This window comes from Corynebacterium sp. sy017, from assembly GCF_017918135.1.
Classification (GTDB): domain Bacteria; phylum Actinomycetota; class Actinomycetes; order Mycobacteriales; family Mycobacteriaceae; genus Corynebacterium.
In genome coordinates this window covers 660,951-674,150 of the sequence record NZ_RZUE01000001.1, presented here as the reverse complement: position 1 = coordinate 674,150, position 13,200 = coordinate 660,951, and the positions used below count along the sequence as shown (strand labels likewise).

Genomic DNA, 13,200 nt, shown 5'->3' with positions numbered 1-13,200 from the left:
GAATTATGTGTAGTACCTAAGAACTTAAGCCACAGTTCATTTTCTTTTTACATTTATCCATTAGGGTTCCAAAAGGTCTGACAGGATGGATCAGCTAAGAGATAAACACCAGTAGAGAATTACCGTGGCGTAACAATCCAGATACGGCATAGGTTTTGCGGAGAAAGGTTTGACGTGCATAAAAAAGCTCTTGCTCAGCGCCTTGGCAGTGTAGCCCTAGCCACTTTAACATTGGCAACTCCACTTGTGCTACCAGCAGCACCAGCATCAGCACTAGATATTCCAGCACTACAAGGTGCACAATTGTTGCCTGGTTACCCAGCCCCTGTGCAACATCCAGGAGCACCAGTGCCGCAACCTTTTACTCCTGATTATCTTGCGGGGTATATCTCAGACATCAGCTCTTATAGCTTTGGCGTTTATGCCGATGTTATTGCCGGCTTTGATGATTTGCGCGCACATCACCCTGAAATCATGGCGCAAAATCTTGACATCACAGTTGCTAATAACAATGCAGCTGCAAGCAATCCACAACTTGTTGCACAGGCGCAAAAAGATGCCTTAGCAGATAAAGATGGTGTGTTACTTGCGTTCTCGGATGCTCTCGGTGGGGAACTCGGTGGTTATTTCCGCCAGGCTCTTGCGGAGAATCGTTTGCCTAAAACAACATTCTTGCTCGGCAATGGTTATCTCGCCCGTGCCGGTGGGCTTGCTTCTTCTACTTTTGTAGAAAAAGAATTGTATGGTTATAAGCGTCCTTTTGTGGTGGCTCCAGAGCGCATTCACCGCTATGAAGTAGCTGATCGTGAGCTTTACGACGCTTCCTCTAAATCTTTCCCCTCTGGTCATACCAACCAAGCCACGTGGACTACCACTCTGCTTGCGCAAATGTTGCCAGAGTTGGCACCACAAATCCTCGCCCGTGGTTCTGAGGCTGGTTATCACCGTACTGTTATGGGTGTGCACTATCCGCTCGATGTTATTGGTGGTCGCATGACTGGTACTGCTGCCGCTGCTGATCGCTGGAATGATCCACGTATGCGTGATGCGCTCAACCAAGCCAAAGCAGAATTGCGTGCTGAATTAGAGTGGCGTGCTGGAAAACCACTAGCACAGGTAATAGCTGGTGATTCTGCATATCGCAGCACTGCTGCCGCTGTTGCCGAGTACACACAGCGCATGAACTATGGTTTTGCGCCAGTCTATAACACGCAGGCACCTATGATTGTGCCACAAGCTGCACCTGATTTATTGTTGGCCAAGTATCCTGAGCTCAGCTATGAGCAGCGAGCTGAAATTCTACGCGCAACTGCGGCTCCTGCTGGTTCACCATTGGATGATCAAAGCCCGCGTGGTTCTTGGCAGCGTATCAACCTAGCGGCTGCTTTTGCTGCTAAGGTGAGCGTCGATAGTGCAGGAAAAGTTACTGTTAGTGGCATTTAATAGTGTGGTTATCTCGTTGCGGTGCTCAATAGGGAACCGAAGATCAACGCCACTGCTGCTATCCCGATTGCTATAGCGCACTGTGGTGCTGACTCGTTGGCTAAATAGATTCCGCCAAGCATTGCAGTGCCACAGATTGTGCCGCTTTGGCGAGCAGTATTGATAAGCCTACTCGCTATGCCCTTATGAGGCTTGTCGACGCTGGCCAAAGTACAAAAACTAACAATGGTTAATTGCGTTATCCGTAACACGCATGATGCCAAGGAACAAAACCCTAGAGCTCCCAAGCCAAACCCATGATGCATAGTGCGATGGGCATCCCCATGAGGTACTGGTTTCGCTCCTAGAGGTGCAGCGACTATCGCTGAGCACGGGCAGCAGAGGTTGGCGCACGAAAATATCGTGCTTGCCGCATGAGGCGAAAAATATCGGTTATTTTTTATTTGTGGTGTGCGAAAACTGCACGATGGGGATAACTAAGGTAAGTTCGCTTATATGACTGAACGTACATTGATCCTCATTAAACCAGATGGTGTTCGTAACGGACACGTAGGCGACATCATCTCTCGTATTGAGCGCAAAGGTCTTTCGCTTGTGGCTCTCGATCTTCGTGTTGCAGATCGTGAGACTGCTGAGAAGCACTATGCAGAACACGCTGATAAGCCATTCTTTGGTGAGTTGGTTGAGTTCATCACTTCAGCTCCGCTGATCGCCGGTATCGTGGAAGGCGAGCGAGCGATCGACGCGTGGCGTCAGCTAGCTGGTGGTACTGATCCAGTTGCTAAGGCAACCCCTGGTACCATTCGTGGAGACTTTGCCCTCAGCGTCGCAGAGAACGTGGTGCATGGTTCGGATTCTCCAGAGTCTGCAGAGCGTGAGATCGGCATTTGGTTCCCTAACCTGTAAAACCATAACGAATACTGAACTTTTTTCTTCAAGCCCTGTGCATTTTTATGCGCAGGGCTTTCGCGTAGGGAAGTGAAAAATATGAGACAATGGGATACGACAACTAAATAAAACTGAATAACAAGATTGAATAGTTATACATACACAGTGCTGGTGCGTTTTACTCCTATGCCCTGCGGAGCGGCGGTTTATCAGATTATTTTCCTGGGGTTGTAGTTGGGTGAACAGTGCTATGGCACGATGAGGAGAAAATGATCGTGAGCGATAACAAAAAGAAGAAATCACGGCTTGACCAGGCGTCGATAGACCAGAGTATTGGTGAGAGTATCCGAGTATATGCGCTTGCAAAATATCTACACCGATCAAGTAAAGATATTGTGACCTTGCTACAGGAGCATGGTATTGCGAAGCGGGCGCAATCCAATCTTTCGCGCCAGGAGGCATTACAAGTCATAGAGTGGTTGGGGGACGCTACGGGGGAAACTGCAGGTGATGGTGCAGAGGCAGAGGAAAAATTACGGCATCGGATTGAGAAAAATGTCGAGAATGAGATTCATCAGATTGAGCAAAAGGTAGAAAAAGACCTCAATGAAAAAATTGATGATGCACAAGAAAAAAAGAAATTGCGTCATCAGGTAGAAAAAAATGTGGAAAACGAGGTTCATCAAATTGAACAGAAAGTGGAACAGGAGTTAGAGCAGCGCTTGAGTAATGACTCCGGCACAGGAGATTCTTCCTCACCGCACAAAGCAGATGCGGCTGACCTTGCAGCGCTTAGTGCAGCTGTTCCGCTTTTTCTGGCGCCACAATTGCCTGAGCCTGAGCTGGAGGATTATGCAGAAGAAGACGATTTAGCTGCTTCTACGGACAGTGCAGACAGTGCAGGCAATGCGAGCAACGTCGGCAAGGCTGCGCGCAAGGAGAGTGCAGATACTTCGCCTAAGACACCTCAAGACTCACAGGATACGGAGCAAATTACCGAACCAGTATCTATTCATGGTTCTACCCGTTTGGAGGCGCAGCGACGTCGTCGTGCGGAAATGCGTGAAGAAGCTCGTAAGAAACGCCATGTTGTGTCGCAGGCGGAGTTTTTAGCGCGGCGAGAATCTGTGGTGCGCACGATGATTGTGCGTGAGCGTGAACGTACTGATCATCCAGGGTCAGTGACCCAAGTATGTGTGCTTGAAGATGGCATGATGGTGGAGCATTTTGTGACCTCTGAGGCACAGGCCTCCATGATTGGCAATATCTACCTGGGGCGAGTGCAAAATGTGTTACCAAGCATGGAAGCAGCGTTTATTGACATTGGTAAGGGACGCAATGGTGTGCTTTATGCTGGTGAAGTTAATTGGCGTCAAGCTGGACTAGGTGGAAAATCACGAAAAATTGAGCATGCGCTCAAGTCTGGTGACCAAGTTTTAGTGCAGGTCACTAAGGATCCTGTTGGGCAAAAGGGTGCTCGGTTGACTACCCAGATTTCTTTGGCAGGGCGCTATTTAGTTTATGTTCCAGAGGGGCGTTCTGCTGGTATTTCCCGCAAATTGCCCGCGCCAGAGCGCAAGCGACTCAAAGATATTTTGCGTCGTGTGGTGCCGAAAAATGGTGGCACAATCATTCGTACCGCTGCTGAGGGAGTAAGCGAACAAGCTATCGCTGCCGACGTTCAGCGCTTGCATAATGTGTGGGAGCATATTAACGAGCTTTCTCACAAAGAAAAAGAATCAAAAGGTGCCAAGCCAGTTACCCTCTACGAAGAGCCAAATATGCTGGTCAAGGTTATTCGTGATTTATTCAATGAGGACTTTTCTGAACTCATTGTTGAGGGGAAGCGTGTATGGAATATCGTCCACGCATATATTTCTTCGGTAGCTCCTGATTTGTCCGATAAACTCATTCGGTTTAATCCTAAAGATCATGGTGGGCAGAATGCTTTTGAGGTGTATCGGGTTGATGAGCAGCTAGAAAAGGCATTATCGCGTAAGGTGTGGTTGCCTTCTGGCGGTACATTGATTATTGACCGCACTGAGGCTATGACCGTCATTGATGTTAATACTGGAAAATTCACTGGTTCTGGTGGCAACCTTGAAGAAACCGTGACGCGCAATAATTTGGAAGCTGCCGAGGAAATTGTGCGCCAGATGCGTTTGCGTGATCTCGGTGGCATGATTGTCATTGACTTCATTGATATGGTGCTGCCAGAAAACCAAGATTTAGTATTGCGTCGTCTCAAAGAAACACTGGGACGGGATCGCACTCGCCACCAAATCTCCGAGGTTACTTCTTTAGGACTCGTCCAAGTAACCAGAAAACGCTTAGGCACTGGTTTACTAGAAACATTTGCGACGGAATGCCAACATTGCGAAGGTCGTGGCGTAATCGTCCATGCAGATCCTGTTGAGCACTACGATGAGTCTGCATTTGATAAACCGCAAGAGCAGGACCAAGAGTCTACCCCTGATGCAGATTCTGTTGCACCGAGTGAAAAGCCAGCAAAAGCAAAGGCGAAGCGTAGTATCGAAGAATTGGCAGCTGCTGTTATCAAGAATATGGACACTGATTCCGATGAGGATTCTGTGGAACAAGATGTCATTGCTGATAATTCACGATCGAATACAACAGCGGATACCAGTGTGCTCGATATTGTTGATTCTGCGCTTGCACGTGCACATGAGGAAGACCCGGATGAGCCATCTGCCCAGAACTACTTGCCAGCTGACGACTATGCGTCTGATCGGAAACAACGCCAGCACGGTACCCAGTCGCGTCGTCGTGTAGTCCGAGCGAATTCAGCTGCTGCACAGGAAAAGCGTACTGATGGGCAGCACGAGGCTGCGACTCATGAGGCTGTGAGGGGAGGAACCCAGGCCGAAGAAACAAAAGCAGTAGGTTCTTCTCGGGCGGCTGTGAAGCGTCGTCGAGCGGTGCGGAAAAATACTCATGCGGTGCAGGCTGAAGCGGTTGAGATTGAGCAGACATCGACGACGCACCCTGAGCAGCAAACCAAGCAGAGTGTGCGAGAGGGCGCAAAGAGACATCGACGTCGTGTTGTTCGTAAAAATAAGCACATGGATGAAGGCGATACGCGCGTCGGTAATGCTACTAGAGATGTTGTTGAGGTTGATGAGAAACGGAAAACCTCCCATACTTCTGGTCGGGGTCGTGGACGACGTAGGGTAACGAGAAAGCATAATTAACCCCGCTATTAGCCCCAAGGGCAGCCAGTTTGTGTTTTGGCTGCTTTTAAGGGTAGTCTTTGACAGTCGCTGTTTTAGCATTTTCTTCCTGGCTAGCTTTCGTTGGTTATTGGTTATGGAATGCTAAACGCAAGAAAGTTTCTGTTAAGTAGTACTCTTTGCAGCAGATTGCATTTGAGAGTGATGTGTTGCTCAAAGAGTCCGAGTTTTAGATAAGGGGTAGCCCTCGTATGTACGCGATCGTCAAGACCGGCGGCAAGCAGTACAAGGTTGCTGAAGGTGACCTCGTCAAGGTCGAGAAGATCGAGGGTGAGCCAGGTTCGTCCGTGGCTCTCACCCCTGTTCTGCTCGTCGATGGCGCAACTGTTACCACAAAAGCTGAAGAACTTGAGAAAGTAAAGGTTTCAGCTGAGATTGTTGAGCACGTTAAGGGTCCAAAAATTAAGATCCTTAAGTACAAGAACAAGACTGGTTACAAGAAACGTCAAGGTCACCGTCAGCCGCTGACCGTAGTGAAAATTACTGGCATTAAGTAAGGTCTAACCACCTTCTAGATTTTTCCCGAAGGAGGGGAATCCACATGGCACACAAGAAGGGTGCGTCAAGCTCAAATAACGGTCGCGATTCCAACGCCAAGCGCCTTGGTGTAAAGCGCTTTGGCGGCGAGCAGGTAAACGCAGGTGAAATCCTCGTTCGTCAGCGTGGCACTAAGTTCCACCCAGGCGAGAATGTAGGACGCGGTGGCGATGACACCTTGTTCGCATTAAAAGCAGGTGCAGTACAGTTCAGCACCAAGCGCAACCGTCGCACTGTGAACATTGTTCCAGAGGCTGTTTCTGCATAAGCCATACAACCTTAAGGTTTAGTGAGCTTTTAACACCCCTTACTCAGGGGTGTTTTTCTTTTACTGTAGACTGATACAGAATCCATTAAGAATGAAAAAGGTGGCGTCATGGCGCGTTTTGTTGATCGAGTAGTGCTCCATTTATCAGCTGGCGACGGCGGCAATGGTTGTGCGTCGATTCACCGAGAAAAGTTTAAGCCTTTAGGCGGCCCAGACGGCGGTAACGGCGGTCATGGTGGCGATATTATTCTGGAAGTATCCGCTCAGATCCATACTCTTTTGGATCTCCACTATCGCCCTCATATCAAGGCGCAACGCGGTAGCAATGGTGCAGGTGATCACCGCAATGGTGCCAGAGGAGAAGACCTCATCCTTGCGGTTCCACCAGGGACAGTTGTACTGAATGAACAAGGCGAAACACTTGCTGATTTGACGCACGTGGGTATGCGTTTTACTGCTGCACAAGGCGGGTTTGGTGGTTTGGGTAATGCTGCTTTGGCGTCGAGCGTACGCAAAGCACCAGGTTTTGCTCTCAAAGGTGAACCTGGTGAGCAGCATGATATTATTCTTGAACTCAAATCAATGGCTGACGTCGGACTGGTTGGTTTTCCTAGTGCCGGAAAATCATCGTTGATTTCTGTACTCTCGGCAGCAAAACCAAAAATTGGTGATTATCCTTTTACCACGCTCCAGCCGAATCTTGGTGTGGTAGAGATTGGGCATAAAACTTTTACCATTGCCGATGTGCCAGGGCTAGTTCCCGGAGCGTCGCAGGGCAAAGGGCTGGGGCTTGATTTCTTACGCCACATTGAGCGTACTGCAGTGTTGGCGCATGTGGTTGATACTGCCACGATGGAGCCAGGGCGTGACCCAATGAGTGACATTGAAGCTCTAGAGGAAGAACTTGCGGCGTATCAATCAGAATTGGCACAGGATGCCACTCTTGGGGATCTGCGTTCGCGGCCGCGCATTATTATCCTCAACAAGGTTGATATTCCTGATGCTCTGGAATTAGCCGAGTTCCTTAAAGACGATTTAGAGGAGAAATTCGGCTGGCCAGTGTTCATTATTTCTGCAGTAGCACGTAAAGGTCTTGATGAGCTGCAGTATGCTCTTTTGGAGATTGTGGAGCAAGATCGTAAGCAACGTCCTGTAGAAAAGATGGAGCCTAAGCAGATTATTCGCCCACAAGCTGTGCGTAAGCGTGGCGATGGTAGTCAGTTCCGTATTGAGCCTGATCCAGAGATTGAGGGTGGTTTCTTGATAATCGGTGAGAAGCCACAGCGGTGGATTCGGCAAACTGATTTTGAGAATGATGAGGCTGTGGGGTATCTGGCTGATCGCTTAGCCAAAATTGGCGTTGAAGATGCGTTAATGAAAGCTGGGGCTAAAGCGGGTTGTAGCGTGAGCATAGGGGAAATTACTTTTGAGTGGGAGCCGACGGCAGGTGGGGTAGATCCTACGCTTGCTGGTCGTGGTCAAGATGCCAGGTTATTGCGCAATAATCGTCGTTCCGCAGCTGAGCGTAAACGCGAGTCTCAGGTGCGTCGTGGTTTGATTGATGAATACGATTATGGCGATGGTGAAGTTGCTGAACGTGAGCGTTGGCAAGGTTAGGCAGGTAGATGGTGAGTGCGTCTCGGCAAAAGCTCGTAGCAGCTCGTCGTGTAGTAGTCAAAATTGGTTCCTCGTCTCTTACTGGTGAAGATTATCGAGTCAATCCAGCGCGTATCGACGCAGTGGTCGATGCAGTGGAAGCGCGTATGGGACGTGGTAGCGATGTTATTATCGTGTCGTCTGGGGCAGTTGCCTCAGGAATGGGCGCATTGGGTTTGGCAGAGCGCCCGCGTGATTTAGCCACAAAACAAGCGGCAGCTGCCGTGGGTGGGGTACAACTTGCCCATACCTGGGGAACAAGTTTTGCTCGCTATTCTCGTCACGTTGCTCAGATTTTATTGACCTCTGCTGATTCAGGAATCAGAGAGCGGGCGCGTAATGCTCAGCGTACGATTGATCGTCTTTTTTCTTTAGGCTGTGTGCCGATTGTTAATGAAAACGACACTGTTGCTACAGAAGGGTTACGCTTTGGCGATAATGATCGTCTGGCTGCTTTAGTTGCTCACCTAACGTATGCGGATGCACTGATTTTATTGTCTGATGTTGATGGACTATACGACAAAAATCCAGCGCAGCCTGATGCGCATTTCATCACAGATGTTCGGGGTGCTCGAGACTTACATGATGTTAATGCTGGCGATGGTGGTGCAGTAGGCACAGGCGGTATGGCTGCTAAGGTGCAAGCGGCGCTACTTGCTGCCCGTGGTGGTATTCCCGTGCTTATGACTTCTGCAGATAACATTGATCTTGCGCTTAGCGACGCTAGCGTGGGCACTATGTTTCATCCGCATACTCAGCGGTTGCCGGCGTGGAAGTTTTGGGTACTCTATGCGGCAGATACCTCAGGAACGATTAGCATTGACGCAGGGGCGAGTGCTGCATTGCGCGCTGGTGGTACGTCATTGTTGGCAGTGGGTATTGAGCAGGTGCAAGGCGATTTTGCTGCTAGTGACATTGTGGATATTGCAGATAATACAGGCAAGGTCATTGGTCGTGGTGAGGTGTCCTATGATTCAGAGATTGTGCGTACTCTTATGGGAAAGAAAACAGAGGAAGTGCCGGCTGGGATGAATCGTGCGGTTATTCATGCTGATTATCTTGCTTTGTACTAAAGTTTATCCACAATAATTGGACACTGAGATATTGAGATATCGGGTCCTTGAGATACTAGATATTGCGCCCCTGAGGTAATGGAGACGTCACATAATGCACACTGATACTGATACTGATACTGATACTGGTACTAGCACTGACGCGATAGCTATTCGCGCACAAGAACGTGAGAGCATTCTTACTATGGCGCGTGCTGCCAAAGCTGTAACGACGCCTCTGGCCAAGCTCAATACAGAGCAAAAGAACGCAGCACTGTATGCAGTAGCACAACGCCTAGAGCAGGCTAGTGCTGAGATTATTGCTGCTAACGAGCATGATATTAGTGCTGCTAAAGACAATGGGCTTAGTGATTCCCTCATTGATCGGCTGCGTTTAGACCAGTCTCGTATCAGTGCAATGGCTCAAGGGTTGCGAGAAGTAGCAGCTCTTACCGACCCAGTAGGTGAGGTTGTTGCAGGACAAGTCATGCCCAATGGGATCACGATGCGCAAGGTGAGAGTGCCCCTGGGGGTTATGGGCATGGTGTATGAGGCTCGCCCGAATGTGACGGTGGATGCTTTTGGACTGGCTCTCAAATCAGGCAATGCTGTGTTATTGCGTGGTTCTAAGAGCGCACGTCATTCTAATGAGAAGTTGGTTGCTCTTGTTCAACAGGTGCTCGTCGAGCAGCATATTCCTCGTGAGAGTGTGCAGTTATTGCCATGCCAGACGCGTGAGAGTGTGCGTGATCTTATTCAAGCTCGTGGGCTGGTTGATGTGATTATTCCTCGTGGTGGGGCAGGATTGATTGAGTCGGTGGTGACAAATGCCACTGTTGCGACTATTGAAACGGGTACGGGTAATTGTCATTTCTATATTGATCGTGATGTGCTTGATCTCAACCAGGCTATAGCCATGCTTATCAATGGCAAAACTCGACGTCCTTCAGTGTGTAATGCTACAGAAACGGTGCTGATTGACCAGGCGTTACCTACTGAGGATCAATATAAAATCATCCATGCGCTGCAACAAGCTGGGGTGCAGGTTCATGGTGATATTGAGCAGTTAGCTCCTTGTGGCGCTGGTGGCATTATCGCTGCTACAGAGCAAGATTGGGCGGAGGAATATCTGTCTTTTGATATTGCTGCGAAACTCGTCGACGGTGTTGCCGGGGCAATAGCGCATATTCGACGTTATTCCAGCGGCCATACTGAGGCGATTGCAACTGGTAATATCCGCACAGCAACGCAATTTACTGAGGAAGTCGATGCGGCTGCGGTCATGGTGAATGCCTCTACCGCTTTTACCGACGGTCAGCAATACGGCATGGGCGCTGAGATTGGTATTTCCACGCAAAAACTTCATGCTCGCGGCCCTATGGCGTTACCAGAGTTGACTACCACGAAGTGGATTTTGCATGGCGACGGGCAAACTCGCCCTTAGCCCCTGGCTACGCTGAGCCTAAGAGATGTGCGCTAGTTCTCGTGGGTGTGGGTGTCCCGGATGAAAATTGCACACGCAATAGCTCCGACAATCGCAAGCACTGCTGCAATAATGAAAATGCCATGCAAACCGTCGACGAAAGCCTCAAGTGCCGTATGCGCTAATTCGGCAGAAAACCGCTCAATCACTGTGAATTGACCAGCTTCTGCCGCCGTCGCTAGGGCAGCAGAAATCTCTGCAGGGATATGTGGTACCTCGCCCAGTGCATTGCGAATGGAGTCGGAAAGATAAGCTCCGTAAACGGCAACACCAAAGGAAGTGCCAAGGGGTAATGCGGTATTGGCAATGCCACTTGCCGTACCTGTGCGACCACGCGGAACAACCGAGACTGCTAAATCCATCAGGTGCGGCAACATGACACCCGTTCCCATGCCGATAACTACATAGGCAGGAATGAGGGCTTGCCAGCTGCTATCTGGTTGAATAAGCAAGCCAAGTCCTAAACCAATGGCGACAATAATCATGCCGATTGCTTGTACAAAACCTAACCGAATATAGTTGCCGAGTTTGAGGCCAACAGCAGCAAAAATTACGATGGGGCCTGCCATTGCCGTGGAAACATAGCCGATTTCTAGGGCAGATAATCCTACGTGTCCAGATAGCCAGAGCACCAGAAATGGCATCATGCCGAAGCTGAACATACGGGCAGCAAAAGCCGCAAAAGTGACTGCGGAGAAAGAGGGAATGGCAAATAAGCGCATATCGATCATGGCTCGGTTGCCTTTGGATAGTTGAATACCCGTCATAAGCACAAAGAGTAAGATCGCTGCGGAGAAACTCAATAGGACAAAACCATCAGTCCACCCACGTTCTGCGCCAGAAATAATGCCATAATTCAGGCTAAAGAGCATGGCAGCTGCGATGAATACCGTACCAATATCAAGAGGTGGTAACTCTTGTGCGTTATCGTCTTCGAGTAACCCGGCTCTATGCAGGTCGGGAACAAAAATAAGCGTGGCAATTATGGTGAAGATACCAATGGGGATATTGATAATAAAAATCCATTCCCAAGCACCGTATTCCACGAGAAAGCCGCCGACGAGCGGGCCAAGGGCACTGGCTGCGGCACTTGCCCCCATGAGAATAGCAATGGCACGAGTGCGTTCCCTGGATTCATGCGCGCGGAAACTATCGCTGAGCAGTGGAATACTGGTGCCGAAAACCAAAGCACCACCAGCGCCTTGTACTGCACGTGCTGCAATGAGCATTGCTTCGGAGCTGCTGAGAATACACGCAATAGATGCAGCTAAGAATAAAAGGTGCCCGACGAGGAAAATTGTTCGTCGCCCGATAATGTCAGAAATGCTGCCTGCGGAAAGTAAGAGAGAAGCAAAAGCCAGACTGTAGGCGTTGATTACCCATTGTCCGCCGCTAAGGGAAAGCTGTAAATCCTGTGCAATAGCAGGTAGTGCAACGAGTACGATCGTGATGTCTAAGGTCATCATCACTGATGAAATCGTCGCAACTGTGGTGCTCCATCCTTTGGGGCGTGCTATCGGCACACGGTGGCGACCAGAACGATTACTTTTCTTAGCGGCCGAGGCTGGAGCTGATATTGCAGACGCAGCAGGATAAGTCACCTCAGTAGTAACCTCAGTATTGGAATTGTCGGAATTGCTCATTTTTAATCTAAAGATCTCAAGTCGGAGTATCGGTTTAGCAGTATATGCCTTTGGTTTTCGCCAATTTAGGTAAGTAGTTTACTCTCCATAACAAATGTTGGGGGTTGGCGCACAGTGTTGTTTCGCTGATTCTCAGGTGAATGGAACGAGTATGTGCATTCTTTCTTCTGGTTGTTCTTGTCCACAGTAGCTACACTAGGTGGCTATGACTACACCTGAGGCATTGCATGAGCATAATCATGACACGACACCTCCTTCTGTATTGGGAAATGATGCTTTCTCTCATCAAGCGCAGCGCATCGGCATCATGGGTGGCACTTTTGATCCGATTCATCATGGCCACCTTGTTGCGGCTAGCGAAGTTGCCGCTCGTTTTGAGCTTGATGAAGTAATTTTTGTGCCCACTGGTAATCCCTGGCAGAAGCAAGATCGTGATGTTTCAGCTGCAGAGGATCGCTATCTCATGACAGTTATTGCTACTGCCTCAAACCCACGCTTTAGTGTGAGCCGGGTAGATATTGAACGCCCAGGTGCAACCTATACGGTAGATACCCTGCGCGATATTCGGAAGATTTTTCCACGCGCACAACTTTTCTTTATCACTGGAGCTGACGCACTGAGCAGTATTTTGTCGTGGCACAATTGGGAACAAGCTTTAGAGTTAGCAACTTTTGTGGGGGTTACGCGCCCTGGCTATGAGCTTGCCGACGATTTTCTGCCGTTGCCACAGCGTCAAAAGGTTAAGCTGATTGAGATTCCAGCTATGGCTATTTCTTCCACAGGGTGTAGGCAACGTGCAGCCCAGGGGTTGCCTGTGTGGTATCTTGTGCCCGACGGTGTGGTGCAATACATCGCTAAGCGTGGTCTTTATCAACGCTAGATTGAAGCTAGTATCTCTTGAATGTGATCGTGTGTATCTTGGTATATGACAATGCTGTGTTGTTGGCTGCTAAGAGATATTAAGCCAGTGTAAAGTTTT

General features: G+C 49.2%; 11 protein-coding genes. 9 read left to right on the top strand and 2 right to left on the bottom strand.

What is annotated here, in order from left to right; translation table 11 throughout:
* The first annotated feature begins 231 nt into the window (after positions 1 to 231).
* On the top strand, positions 232 to 1,443 hold the full coding sequence (locus EML15_RS03020; RefSeq protein WP_144273471.1) for a phosphatase PAP2 family protein: 1,212 nt from the start codon (positions 232 to 234) through the stop codon (positions 1,441 to 1,443).
* 8 nt (positions 1,444 to 1,451) lie between these two features.
* Here the strand turns inward: EML15_RS03020 and EML15_RS03015 are convergent, their stop codons facing one another.
* Positions 1,452 to 1,748: a hypothetical protein gene (locus tag EML15_RS03015; protein WP_144273352.1), complete on the bottom strand. Its 297-nt coding sequence runs from the start codon at positions 1,746 to 1,748 to the stop codon at positions 1,452 to 1,454.
* Positions 1,749 to 1,938: 190 nt separating this feature from the next.
* Here EML15_RS03015 and ndk point away from each other — a divergent pair, with 190 nt between their 5' ends.
* The 7 genes from ndk to EML15_RS02980 all read left to right on the top strand — a co-directional run bounded on the left by ndk (position 1,939) and on the right by EML15_RS02980 (position 10,539).
* Positions 1,939 to 2,349, top strand: a complete 411-nt coding sequence (gene ndk, locus EML15_RS03010; protein ID WP_144273351.1) for a nucleoside-diphosphate kinase — start codon at positions 1,939 to 1,941, stop codon at positions 2,347 to 2,349.
* 257 nt (positions 2,350 to 2,606) lie between these two features.
* The gene (locus EML15_RS03005) at positions 2,607 to 5,543 is read left to right on the top strand and encodes an Rne/Rng family ribonuclease (RefSeq protein WP_255455973.1); all 2,937 of its coding nucleotides are present in this window, start codon (positions 2,607 to 2,609) and stop codon (positions 5,541 to 5,543) included.
* Between the two features lie 230 nt (positions 5,544 to 5,773).
* Positions 5,774 to 6,079: a 50S ribosomal protein L21 gene (rplU, locus tag EML15_RS03000; RefSeq protein ID WP_144273349.1), complete on the top strand. Its 306-nt coding sequence runs from the start codon at positions 5,774 to 5,776 to the stop codon at positions 6,077 to 6,079.
* Between the two features lie 44 nt (positions 6,080 to 6,123).
* Positions 6,124 to 6,387: a 50S ribosomal protein L27 gene (rpmA, locus tag EML15_RS02995; RefSeq protein ID WP_144273348.1), complete on the top strand. Its 264-nt coding sequence runs from the start codon at positions 6,124 to 6,126 to the stop codon at positions 6,385 to 6,387.
* A gap of 108 nt (positions 6,388 to 6,495) precedes the next feature.
* A complete protein-coding gene (obgE, locus tag EML15_RS02990; RefSeq protein WP_144273347.1) occupies positions 6,496 to 8,004 on the top strand; it encodes a GTPase ObgE in 1,509 nt (502 codons plus the stop codon).
* 8 nt (positions 8,005 to 8,012) lie between these two features.
* Positions 8,013 to 9,116 carry a glutamate 5-kinase gene (proB, locus tag EML15_RS02985; protein ID WP_144273346.1) on the top strand — a complete coding sequence of 368 codons (1,104 nt, stop codon included), beginning with the start codon at positions 8,013 to 8,015 and terminating at the stop codon, positions 9,114 to 9,116.
* Positions 9,117 to 9,210: 94 nt separating this feature from the next.
* Positions 9,211 to 10,539 carry a glutamate-5-semialdehyde dehydrogenase gene (locus EML15_RS02980; RefSeq protein ID WP_144273345.1) on the top strand — a complete coding sequence of 443 codons (1,329 nt, stop codon included), beginning with the start codon at positions 9,211 to 9,213 and terminating at the stop codon, positions 10,537 to 10,539.
* Between the two features lie 32 nt (positions 10,540 to 10,571).
* Here the strand turns inward: EML15_RS02980 and EML15_RS02975 are convergent, their stop codons facing one another.
* Positions 10,572 to 12,221, bottom strand: coding sequence for an MFS transporter (locus tag EML15_RS02975; RefSeq protein ID WP_246858064.1), 1,650 nt, complete (start codon positions 12,219 to 12,221; stop codon positions 10,572 to 10,574).
* Positions 12,222 to 12,426: 205 nt separating this feature from the next.
* Between EML15_RS02975 and nadD the strand changes: the two genes are divergently transcribed.
* The gene (gene nadD, locus EML15_RS02970; protein WP_144273344.1) at positions 12,427 to 13,101 is read left to right on the top strand and encodes a nicotinate-nucleotide adenylyltransferase; all 675 of its coding nucleotides are present in this window, start codon (positions 12,427 to 12,429) and stop codon (positions 13,099 to 13,101) included.
* Positions 13,102 to 13,200 lie beyond the last annotated feature (99 nt).